The organism is Klebsiella sp. 64 (assembly GCF_018223915.1).
GTDB lineage: Bacteria > Pseudomonadota > Gammaproteobacteria > Enterobacterales > Enterobacteriaceae > Klebsiella > Klebsiella pneumoniae.
The window spans coordinates 34,548-43,669 of record NZ_JAGRQZ010000035.1 but is presented as its reverse complement, the minus strand read 5'-3'; the positions used below and the strand labels follow the sequence as shown (position 1 = coordinate 43,669).

At 59.9% G+C, this 9,122-nt stretch carries 15 protein-coding genes and 1 pseudogene; 5 read left to right on the top strand and 11 right to left on the bottom strand.

The features are described 5' to 3' along the window. Window positions 1–2: 2 nt before the first annotated feature. A complete protein-coding gene (locus KHQ23_RS21790) occupies window positions 3–266 on the top strand; it encodes a DUF2534 family protein (protein WP_004140489.1) in 264 nt (87 codons plus the stop codon). A 59-nt stretch (window positions 267–325) separates the two neighbouring features. Here KHQ23_RS21790 and KHQ23_RS21785 read toward each other — a convergent pair whose 3' ends face one another. The 4 genes from KHQ23_RS21785 to KHQ23_RS21770 form a co-directional block, all read right to left on the bottom strand. Next, window positions 326–451: a hypothetical protein gene (locus tag KHQ23_RS21785; RefSeq protein ID WP_004140488.1), complete on the bottom strand. Its 126-nt coding sequence runs from the start codon at window positions 449–451 to the stop codon at window positions 326–328. 117 nt (window positions 452–568) lie between these two features. Then, a complete protein-coding gene (gene yoaJ, locus KHQ23_RS26645) occupies window positions 569–643 on the bottom strand; it encodes a protein YoaJ (protein WP_142900986.1) in 75 nt (24 codons plus the stop codon). Then, on the bottom strand, window positions 643–744 hold the full coding sequence (locus KHQ23_RS21775) for a YoaK family small membrane protein (RefSeq protein WP_004150782.1): 102 nt from the start codon (window positions 742–744) through the stop codon (window positions 643–645). The genes yoaJ and KHQ23_RS21775 overlap by 1 nt, the downstream gene beginning before the upstream one ends. Window positions 745–801: 57 nt before the next feature. Continuing rightward, window positions 802–1,815 carry a sensor domain-containing diguanylate cyclase gene (locus KHQ23_RS21770; RefSeq protein WP_004176549.1) on the bottom strand — a complete coding sequence of 338 codons (1,014 nt, stop codon included), beginning with the start codon at window positions 1,813–1,815 and terminating at the stop codon, window positions 802–804. Between the two features lie 300 nt (window positions 1,816–2,115). Here KHQ23_RS21770 and KHQ23_RS21765 point away from each other — a divergent pair, with 300 nt between their 5' ends. After that, window positions 2,116–2,355: a DUF333 domain-containing protein gene (locus KHQ23_RS21765; RefSeq protein ID WP_004176548.1), complete on the top strand. Its 240-nt coding sequence runs from the start codon at window positions 2,116–2,118 to the stop codon at window positions 2,353–2,355. Here KHQ23_RS21765 and KHQ23_RS21760 read toward each other — a convergent pair. Continuing rightward, window positions 2,345–2,683 carry a DUF488 domain-containing protein gene (locus KHQ23_RS21760; protein WP_014343000.1) on the bottom strand — a complete coding sequence of 113 codons (339 nt, stop codon included), beginning with the start codon at window positions 2,681–2,683 and terminating at the stop codon, window positions 2,345–2,347. The two genes, KHQ23_RS21765 and KHQ23_RS21760, sit on opposite strands and share 11 nt — an antisense overlap. A 4-nt stretch (window positions 2,684–2,687) precedes the next feature. Further along, the gene (locus tag KHQ23_RS21755; protein WP_004150778.1) at window positions 2,688–3,197 is read right to left on the bottom strand and encodes a DUF523 domain-containing protein; all 510 of its coding nucleotides are present in this window, start codon (window positions 3,195–3,197) and stop codon (window positions 2,688–2,690) included. A gap of 145 nt (window positions 3,198–3,342) precedes the next feature. On the opposite strand from KHQ23_RS21755, the gene KHQ23_RS21750 reads away from it, so the two are divergent. Then, on the top strand, window positions 3,343–4,035 hold the full coding sequence (locus tag KHQ23_RS21750) for a CTP synthase (RefSeq protein WP_004140471.1): 693 nt from the start codon (window positions 3,343–3,345) through the stop codon (window positions 4,033–4,035). Between the two features lie 31 nt (window positions 4,036–4,066). On the opposite strand, the gene KHQ23_RS21745 is transcribed toward KHQ23_RS21750, so the two are convergent. Continuing rightward, window positions 4,067–5,242, bottom strand: coding sequence for a CynX/NimT family MFS transporter (locus KHQ23_RS21745; RefSeq protein WP_020324105.1), 1,176 nt, complete (start codon window positions 5,240–5,242; stop codon window positions 4,067–4,069). A 107-nt stretch (window positions 5,243–5,349) separates the two neighbouring features. Between KHQ23_RS21745 and KHQ23_RS21740 the strand changes: the two genes are divergently transcribed. Beyond that, on the top strand, window positions 5,350–6,144 hold the full coding sequence (locus KHQ23_RS21740) for a helix-turn-helix domain-containing protein (RefSeq protein ID WP_004140469.1): 795 nt from the start codon (window positions 5,350–5,352) through the stop codon (window positions 6,142–6,144). Here the strand turns inward: KHQ23_RS21740 and KHQ23_RS21735 are convergent. From KHQ23_RS21735 to KHQ23_RS26400, 3 genes and pseudogenes are all read right to left on the bottom strand, one after another. Next, window positions 6,128–6,574, bottom strand: coding sequence for a DUF441 domain-containing protein (locus KHQ23_RS21735; protein WP_002901080.1), 447 nt, complete (start codon window positions 6,572–6,574; stop codon window positions 6,128–6,130). The genes KHQ23_RS21740 and KHQ23_RS21735 overlap by 17 nt on opposite strands. 116 nt (window positions 6,575–6,690) lie before the next feature. Beyond that, on the bottom strand, window positions 6,691–7,191 hold the full coding sequence (locus tag KHQ23_RS21730) for a YbaK/prolyl-tRNA synthetase associated domain-containing protein (protein ID WP_004892876.1): 501 nt from the start codon (window positions 7,189–7,191) through the stop codon (window positions 6,691–6,693). A gap of 95 nt (window positions 7,192–7,286) precedes the next feature. Beyond that, a pseudogene (locus KHQ23_RS26400) lies at window positions 7,287–7,443 on the bottom strand (hypothetical protein). Between KHQ23_RS26400 and KHQ23_RS21725 the strand changes: the two are divergent. Continuing rightward, window positions 7,438–8,574, top strand: coding sequence for a glycosyltransferase family 9 protein (locus KHQ23_RS21725; protein WP_072158595.1), 1,137 nt, complete (start codon window positions 7,438–7,440; stop codon window positions 8,572–8,574). The pseudogene KHQ23_RS26400 and the gene KHQ23_RS21725 overlap by 6 nt on opposite strands. 170 nt (window positions 8,575–8,744) lie before the next feature. Here KHQ23_RS21725 and KHQ23_RS21720 read toward each other — a convergent pair whose 3' ends face one another. Next, entirely contained in the window at window positions 8,745–8,987 is a 243-nt protein-coding gene (locus KHQ23_RS21720) for a DinI family protein (protein ID WP_002901096.1), read from the bottom strand. Window positions 8,988–9,122 lie beyond the last annotated feature (135 nt).

The following is a 9,122-nucleotide window of genomic DNA, read 5'->3' as shown; positions in this document are numbered from 1 at the left end:
CGATGATTCTGCAAAAACTCCTCAGCAATAAAAACTGCAAAAAATACTGTCTGTCGCTCGCGGTGGTGTTTGCTATCGCGCTGGCGGTAGTGGGGCGGGCGACCTTCGGGGGCGTGGTGAGCGAGTACAATATGCCGTACTCAGAGTGGACGACGTCCATGTTCTTCCTGCAGGGGGCGATGGTGACGGTTTACAGCATTGTCTTTACCGCGCTCTTCGCTATCCCCCTCGGCTTTATTTTCCTCGGCGCCGATCGTCAGGATTAAGCGTCAACGGGCGAACCGCGGTTCGCCCTGTCTTATCGGCTTATCAACAGCGTGAAGCATTAGTCGTCGTCATGATAGTGATGATGGTGGTGGTGGCGATGGGGATGATATCCATCGTCAATAATGCATCCCGATAACAGCGTGCACAGCGCAATAATCAACGGTAACACGATCGGTTTTTTCATCCTTACTTCTCCCGCTATTCTTATTCCCCGGGGCCGAGAATGCCGCGGCGGATAACGTGAGTGTAAAGGGTTAACTTATTGATGGGATAGGATAAATCCGCAATATCGCCGCGGCGATCACCACCAGCCAAACTGGGTGCTGGCCACCGCCACGATGGCGACGACCAGCATGATAATGGTGCTTTTTTTCATTATGCCCCACCCGGCGCCGCATAGCCGCCGACAAAAAACCAGCCGAGAAAGACGACGGCGATGATAAAGATCGCCACCGGGAAAAGAATACCCAATTTCATGATTGTGTCCCTGTACCCACGAATGATGCCCTGCATGATACTGGATATCGCGGTACTTTAGTCAATATGAATGAAATTCTCCTGGCGGCGGGACTTCTTATCCTGGTACATCGCCTCATCGGCAGCGCGTAAGGCCGCTTCAACATCGATACTCTGCGGATCGCAGGTGACCACCCCGAAGCTAGCGCCCTCATAGTCGATACGCTGTTCGCCGAGGAAGTAGACGCCGCACAGAGCCTGACGCAGAGACGTGACATACGCCTGCTGTGCGGCAGGCTGCTGGGCGCTACCGACGATCAAAAACTCATCGCCGCCAAGGCGGCCAACGATATCTTCCCGGCGCGCGACAGCGGTGAGTCGTTTGCCGACCTGCACCAGAAAGCTGTCGCCGCACGGATGGCCGAACCGATCGTTAATGGCTTTGAAACCATCGAGATCGATAAAAATAAGCGAGACCTGCTGCTGCTGGGCGCGGGCGGAGGCAAAGCGTAACGCCAGCTGCTTAAACAGCGCGCGGCGATTGGGAAGCTGGGTGAGCTCATCGGTAGACGAGTGCAGCTCCAGCGCGACGTTTGCCGCCTGCAGCTGTTGCACCAGGGTGTCTTTTTCCACGTAGTGGGAAATGAGCTTCGCAAACAGGCCCATGACCTGTTCGCCTTCGAGGTTATAAGGCTGTTGTTGCCGGCTGGTGGCGCAGAGGGTGCCGAACAGAGAGCCGTCGGCCAGGCGGACGGGAATGCTTAAAAAAGTAGCGATTCCCAGCTCCTGGGCGGCGATGCAGGAGTGCCAGCGGTTGGCAACGTCATTGCTAAACGTACACTGATCCTCAAGGGCGCGTTTGCACAGGGATTCATCCCAGGGGACGGAAAATCCTTCCGGGATCTGCATTTCGCTGCTGTTGTGGGCGAACATGATCTGCTGCCGCTGGGCGTTGGTATCAATGCGGGTGAGGTAGGTGGACTCCATTCGCGTTACCGCCTCCAGCATCTCCAGCAGCTGGCGCACCAGGGTTTCCAGGGACTGTTCCGCAGCGAGGGTTTGCGACACCCGGGCAAGAATAAAATCTGACATGAATAATACAGCTCCAGCACGCCAAACGTCACCCCAGCATATTGGGCTGCAAACGGACATCAGCGTCAAATAAACAGTGATATTTTTAAATTTATCACATCTGTCTGGGGAATACTTGTCCACGCGGTGGGAAAAAAAGCCCCGTCGGGGGCGACGGGGAAAAACTCATTGATTATGGAATGATCTGTTCTCTGGTCAGTTCGAGAACAGGGCTACTCTACGGGGGAAAAGTGCAGGCAAGATGGAGAAAACGTGGAGATTCAGGCTAAAATCCCCGGGCATTCAGGAAAGGGAGGAACAATGAAAAAGTTACTGGCTATTCTGCCACTGGTATTAGCCGGCTGTGCCCAGCCGCAGCCCACTGCGCCGACGAAAACCATCGGCATGCCCAACCCCGCGGCGGTATACTGTCAGCAATCCGGCGGCACCCGGGTGCCGGTGCAAACGCCGCAGGGCGTCAGCACCCAGTGCAAACTACCCAGCGGCGAAACCCTCGACGAGTGGGCGCTGTGGCGCCGGGATCATCCGGCTAAATCGTAACCGGCAGGGCCGCCAGCCAGGCGGCCAACACCCGGGCATGATTCTGCTCGGTGTTCTTCGCAGCGTACAGCAGCGTCAGCGGCTGGCGTTGCGCCAGCGCCGCCAGCCGCAGGCCCGTTTCGCGATGGGCGTCGAGCTCCTGACGATAGCGCTGGCTGAAGTGGGCGAAATCGATCGCCTCGCCGTGAAAGGCTTTGCGCAGCTCAGCGGAAGGCGTTAACTCCTTACACCACTCATCACAGGCCAGCGCCTCTTTTTTAATCCCCCGCGGCCAGAGACGGTCGACCAGCACCCGATAGCCGTCGCTGCTTTCCTGCGGGTCATACACCCGTTTACACTGAATCATCATCCTGCTCCTTCTGTGCCATCCAGGCGAGCAACTGCGGGATTTGCCCGTCGGAAAATACCGTGATGCCGTGGGCGCGGAGTAGGTCGGCGGCCACGCCGGCGCCCGCTTTGCGCCGTCCGCGAAAGGAACCGTCATAGACAAACTGGCTGCCGCAGGTAGGGCTGCCGTCGGTGAGTAACGCTGCCTGACAGCCCGCTTCCCGGGCGGCGCTGAGCGCCAGCCAGGCGGCCAGCTGATAATGTTCGGTGACGTCGCGGCCGTCGCTTTCCACGATCCGCGCCCGTCCGGCAAGCACATCGCCGCCGGTACCGCCGAGGATCTCCGCCGGCAGTCGGGGCGTAGGCAGACCGGCCGCCAGCTCCGGGCAGTGGATCACCAGCCGCCCCGCCTGCTGCCAGCGGGACAGCGTCGCCGCCAGCTGTGCCTTCTCACTACCGTTATACCGCACCTGGAATCCCATCAGGCAGGCGCTGACCAAAAGCTTATTTTTCATTCTCTCTCCCTTACGCGCTTTTTCCAGTATACCTCACCCGTCGGCCACGGCGGTGGGGTGAAAATAAGGATTGTGTTCCACAGGAGGGATCGCTATTCTGACGTGCCTTGTGCTGTCCGTCTCGTCCAGACATAAGGAACCTGCTATGAAAACCCCTTTACGCCTCGCCCTTGTCGGCGATTATCACCCCGATATTGTTGCCCATCAGGCCATTCCCCTGGCGATAGACGATGCCGCCGCCGTGCTGGAGCAGCCGGTGAAATATGACTGGCTCGCCACCCCGTCGATCGCCTCCGGCGAGGCGCTGGCGGAGTACGATGCCATCTGGGTCGTTCCCGGCAGCCCGTATCGTCACCCGGAAGGCGCGTTTACCGCGATCCGCTATGCCCGGGAAAACAGCATTCCTTTCCTCGGCACCTGCGGCGGCTTTCAGCACGCGGTGATTGAATACGCCCGCAACGTGCTCGGCTGGCAGGACGCCGGACATGCGGAAACCGACAGCGAAGGGCGGATGGTGATCGCTCCCCTCAGCTGCTCGTTGGTGGAGACCTCTGCCGTCGTCGAGCTGCGGGCGAATACGCTGATTGCCCGCGCCTATGGCCGGGAGAGCATTGAAGAGGGCTACCACTGCCGGTACGGCGTGAGCAGCGCGTTTGCGGCGGAGCTGGAGCAGGGCGATCTGCGCGTCACCGGCTGGGATGAAGAGGGTGAGATCCGCGCCGTCGAGCTGGTGACGCACCCGTTTTTTGTCGCCACCTTGTTCCAGCATGAGCGTCACGCGCTGGACGGGCGTCCCGCGCCGCTGGTGCAGGCGTTTCTCCGCGCCGCGGCACAATAATTCCACCGGCAGCGGGCGCTGCCGGTCATCTTCAGGGGTGAATTTCCCGGTCACGTCCGGCGAGCGCGCCGCAGACCGCCATCACCAGCGAAATCAGCGCCACCGCCAGCAGCGGAATATGCCAGTCGCCATTGGCATCATGGATCCTGCCCATCAGCGGCGGCCCGCAGGCGGCCAGCAGATAGCCGACGCTCTGCGCCATCCCTGACAGCGCCGCGGCCTGATGCGCCGAGCTGGCGCGCAGGCCGATAAACGTCAGGCCGAGGATCATGGTGGCTCCGGAGCCAAAGCCGAACAGCAGCGTCCAGCCGATCGCCAGCTCAGGCAACAGCCACAGCCCGGCGGCGCTGATGGCGCACATCAGGGCGACCAGCACCGCGATCCCGCGCTGGTCGCGCAGCCGATGCAGGATCAGCGGTATCGCCAGGCCGGGCGCGGCGGTCGCCAGCTGCAGCAGGCCATGCAGCGAGCCGGCCTGCGCTTCGCTATAGCCCATACTCTGCAGAATCGACGGCAGCCAGCCGATAATCACGTAATAGACCAGCGAGTTGATGCCGAGGAACAGCGTCACCTGCCAGGCCAGCGCCGACCGCCAGATCCCCCGGTTATGCATAGCGCCTGAGCCGGTCAATGGCGTCTCCGCCCGGCGCCGGGACTGCGGCAGCCAGCTGAGGAGCGCCAGTAGCGGGAAGACCATCAGCAGCAGCAGCGCCCCGCGCCAGCCGAATCCGGCCATCGCCACGGGGACCACCAGCGCCGAACCAAGCGCCGCCGCGCCGCCCATCGTCAGGGAATAGGCGCCGGTCATCCGCGCGACATGCTGCGAGAAATCCCGTTTAATCAGCCCGGGCAGCAGCACGTTACCCAGCGCAATGCCGCAGCCGATCACCGCCGTGCCGATAAACAGCAGCGCAGCGGAGGGCAGGGAGCGCAGGGCAATGCCGGCGCAGATCAGCAGCATCGCCAGCAGCAGGCTGCGTTCCATGCCGAACCGGCGGGCAACCCCTGCCGCCAGCGGCGAGACAAGGCCAAAGGCCAGCAGCGGCAGGGTAGTGAGCAGCCCGGTCTGCGCGGTGGTCAGGCCATAGTCGCTACGAATCGCGTCCAGCAGCGGCGCCGCGCCGGTAAAGACCACGCGCAGGGTGGTGGCGATGAGCAGGATACCGGCAATCAGCAGCGCGGGGCGGCGGCCGGTAGAGGAGATCACAGAAGACATATCATTCTCAAGGTAACTAACGAGGGGGGTTACGATAGCGGCTTTGTCCCTCGTTTAAATCAAGCTAAAATGACAGATTATCGCTAATATCGGACAAGATGATGATTGGACTGGGGCTGGATGGCTATGAACCGGACAGTGGCCACGAATCGGCCATTGCCTTTCGTATCCGGGTGGTGGAGGCGGAGCAGTATATTCCGGCGCATTCCCACCGTAAGGGGCAGCTGATCCTTGCCCTGCACGGCGCCTTGACCTGCGAGGTGGAGAACGCAATGTGGATGGTGCCGCCGCAGTATGCGGTGTGGGTTCCGGGGCAGCTGTCCCACAGTAACCGCGCTACCCCCGGCGCCCAGGTATGCTTCCTGTTCATCGAGCCGGGCGCCGCGCCGATGCCGGATCGCTGCTGTACGCTAAAGATTTCCCCGCTGGTGCGAGAGCTGATCCTTACTCTGGCGGAGCGCGGCGGAGAGTCGCTGGCCGCCCCCGCCACGGCCCGGCTGGTGCAGGTTCTGTTTGATGAGCTGCCCCGCCAGCCGCAGGAGCACCTGCAGCTGCCGGTATCAAACCACCCGAAAATTCGTCAAATGGTGACGATGATGGCTGAGGATCCGGCGCGCTGGCAGACCCTGAGCCAGTGGGCGGCGGTGTTTGCGATGAGCGAGCGGAATCTGGCCCGCCTGGTAGTGCGCGAAACGGGGCTGAGCTTTCGCCGCTGGCGCCATCAGCTGCAGCTGATCCTCGCGCTGCAGCTGCTGATCCGCGGGCAGACGGTGCAGCAGACGGCTCAGGCGCTGGGCTACGATTCCACCACCGCCTTCATCACCATGTTTAAAAAAGGGCTCGGGCAGACACCGGGCCGCTATCACGGTAGCCTGGCTACGACTTCCCAATAAACAATGAGATGATCCCGGCGGCAATCAGCGGCCCGACCGGGACGCCGCGAAACAGGGCGACGCCGAGTACTGTACCGACCAGCAGCCCGGCCACCAGATGCGGCTGGGAGCCCATCAGGGAGACGCCGCGCCCGCCGAGCCACGAAACAAACACCCCGACCGCAATCGCCAGCAGCGATTTCCAGTTCATAAAGGAGTGGATCAGCGTCGAGGGCGGCAGCGTGCCGCTGGCGATAGGCGCCATCACGCCGATGGTCAGAATAATGATCCCGACGGTCAGTCCCTGTTTCTCAACCCAGGGAAAGAAGGCGTTCAGCGGCGTGACGCGCACGATAATCAGCACGAGGATGGAGATCGCCACGGTGGTGTTATGACTGATAAAGCCGAGCGCCGCCAGACCCAGCAGGATCAACAGGGTGGTATCAAACATGTACAGAGGTCCTTGCCAAAATAAGAATGCCAAAAATATCCCGCTTACTCTACGCATCGTGGCGTGAATAAACAGGATTTTTACGCCATGCGGCGGAAATCTGGGCGGATGCCCGGTTAGCTAAGACGGCGAAAGGTCGCGATCTCTGGTCGGGCGATATGTAAATAGTCTTCGGTGTCGAGAATGATCGACCGGTCCAGGCGCCCGGCGTTAAAGGCGATTTGTGGAAAGCGTTCAAACAGCAGCGGGTCCGCCACCAGCCGCAGCGCCGGATGGAAACTGAAGGGGGGAATGGCGCCGAACACGCAGGCGGTGAGGGCATCCACCTCCGCCGGGCTGGCCAGCGAGGCTTTGCTGCCGCCGATATGCCGGGCCAGGCTGGCGAGGTCGGCCTGCCGATCGGCGGCGAGGATCGCCAGCACATGCTGGTTGACGCCGTTTCCTTTCACTTTACAGACTAACGCTTTCGCGCCCTGGCCAAGCGCGGTGCCGCGGATTGCCGAGACGGCTTCGCACTGACCGACCGCCTCGTGCGCCATCACCCGGTAGCGGGCCCGGTGCTCGTCGAGCAGCGCGCACAGCCGCTGGTGGATATTACCTTCTACTGCTTCAAGCATAGCGTCCTCCTGACATCATAAAGCAGCCAGCTTAGCGCTGTTGCGCCGGCCTGCCAACGGTGGGCCGGGAAATTCACCATTCGCTCATTATTACTTCACAGTGCTGTGGTGCAATCCCGCAGGCGCAGATGAGTTTTGTAAATAAAAAAAAGAATGATTTTCATTTTCAATCGAACTTTTTTTATTTCGCTCAGTCTCTATCGGACGACACAGAATATTAATAATTGCCGTAATGAGGTTAGGATGATGCACGATGCAACCATGCAGGGTTCCCCACGCAAGAAATTTAATAAAATAAGGGAGCTCAACAGACGGCGGAATTACTTTACTAAGAAAGTACGTAATGCCCTGCGGGTGGGGGTGGCGAAAGCGCTCTGGGATCGCCGACGCCGTCAGCCGGTAGATTTGTCGTCTGCGAAAACCGTCCTGTTGATGCGCAATGAGGGGGCGGTCGGCGATGTAGTGGTGGATTCCGCGCTGGTGAAATGCCTGCATCAGTCAGGCTATATCGTTGATTTTTTGCTGACGACCTCTAACAGCCAGGTGATGCGTTATAACCCGCGGATCCGCCATATTTATGAAGCTGATCCGGTCACGTCCGCCGATTTTTTGCGTAAATTTAATCATAACGTTCCTCGCGACGTTATTAATGAACTGGCTAATAATAAGTACGATATTATTATTGACCCTTCGCTGTTCGATATTCCCGTGCATCGCCTGCGGCTTTTCCGACAAATAAAAGCCAAATCAGTGCTCGGGTTTAATAAATGGCCATCGATTAAGCACTACTCCCACTCTTTTGATTTTGACTGCCAGCGCTGGCACGTGACGAAAACGTTCGAGCTGATCGCCGATTATCTCCAACTGGACACCCGCGGGCTGGACGCTTACGACCTGGTGGTGCCCGGGCCGATTATGCAGGAGGTGGCGCAGTATCTGGCGTCGCTAAGCGGAAAAGCGGTGGTGATTAATATTTTTGCCGGCCATGCCGACCGCAGTCTCTCGCAGACGCAGCTGGCGGAACTGCTCGACAAACTGCTGGCCCGCCACCCGGGGAGCGCGGTTATTCTGCTCGATCACCGGCGCGAGATCCGCATCCCGCTGCCGCCGGAGGTGGTGATTAACCCATTTAACACGTTACACCATGCGATGGCGCTGATCGCCCAGGCGGAGCTGATTATCTCCCCGGACACCTCGGTGGTGCACATGGCGGCGGCGTGGAACAAACCGCTGATCGCGGTCTATAAGGACGTTCTGCTTAATAACCGGCTGTGGGCCCCGGGCTATGACAACGCCAGGCAGATCATTGTTAAATGCGGGAAGGTCCATCAGCATCGCGGGCTAGTGGATAGAATTATAGCGGCGCTACCGGAGACGCTGTGAGGCGATGAGGGGAGACAGGTAGGGCTCACCTGCTGGCCGTATGCAAGAGCCAGCAGGTGAGCGAAGGTTGCATTGCCAGTCTGCAACCGCCGCTATTGTACTGTTGCCCGCGGCTCTGCCACATCCGGGAAAGCTCTTAAAGAGGTGGTCGCCGCGACTGACGGGCGGGATCACTCTTCAGTGAGCCACATATCCGCCTCTTCAAACATCTCCTGCACCGTGCGGCTGATCAGCTCTTTTTCATGCTTGCTGGCGTCGGTGTTGATCGCCGGCAGCGTCATCATCGGCTTCACCCGCACTTCCGCCTCCGGGAAAATGCGCTGCATGCGTTTGGTCAGCTCGTTAAGAATGGCCTCTCTGGCGCCCGGCAGCCCGGCAAAATTGCGCTTGTCATAAATCAGTTCCACAAACATCTTCTGTCCTCTGTATGCTGATCGCGGGCGATAGTTTTACTGTATTAATGTACAGTGTCAAGCGAATGCCGCGGCGCTGCGCATCTACCACCTCGCGCGGCGGGCGGGCTGCGCGCAAAAGCAGCAAACGGTTCG

Bases quoted from the DNA above. Each gene is read 5' to 3' on its own strand.
- KHQ23_RS21720 (WP_002901096.1), bottom strand. From the start codon at position 8,987: ATGTTTGTGGAACTGATTTATGACAAGCGCAATTTTGCCGGGCTGCCG.
- KHQ23_RS21730 (WP_004892876.1), bottom strand. From the start codon at position 7,191: ATGCTTGAAGCAGTAGAAGGTAATATCCACCAGCGGCTGTGCGCGCTG.
- KHQ23_RS21770 (WP_004176549.1), bottom strand. From the start codon at position 1,815: ATGTCAGATTTTATTCTTGCCCGGGTGTCGCAAACCCTCGCTGCGGAA.
- KHQ23_RS21750 (WP_004140471.1), top strand. From the start codon at position 3,343: ATGAAAACCCCTTTACGCCTCGCCCTTGTCGGCGATTATCACCCCGAT.
- KHQ23_RS21785 (WP_004140488.1), bottom strand. From the start codon at position 451: ATGAAAAAACCGATCGTGTTACCGTTGATTATTGCGCTGTGCACGCTG.
- KHQ23_RS21765 (WP_004176548.1), top strand. From the start codon at position 2,116: ATGAAAAAGTTACTGGCTATTCTGCCACTGGTATTAGCCGGCTGTGCC.
- KHQ23_RS21790 (WP_004140489.1), top strand. From the start codon at position 3: ATGATTCTGCAAAAACTCCTCAGCAATAAAAACTGCAAAAAATACTGT.
- KHQ23_RS21725 (WP_072158595.1), top strand. From the start codon at position 7,438: ATGCACGATGCAACCATGCAGGGTTCCCCACGCAAGAAATTTAATAAA.
- KHQ23_RS21775 (WP_004150782.1), bottom strand. From the start codon at position 744: ATGAAATTGGGTATTCTTTTCCCGGTGGCGATCTTTATCATCGCCGTC.
- KHQ23_RS21740 (WP_004140469.1), top strand. From the start codon at position 5,350: ATGATGATTGGACTGGGGCTGGATGGCTATGAACCGGACAGTGGCCAC.
- KHQ23_RS21735 (WP_002901080.1), bottom strand. From the start codon at position 6,574: ATGTTTGATACCACCCTGTTGATCCTGCTGGGTCTGGCGGCGCTCGGC.
- KHQ23_RS21755 (WP_004150778.1), bottom strand. From the start codon at position 3,197: ATGAAAAATAAGCTTTTGGTCAGCGCCTGCCTGATGGGATTCCAGGTG.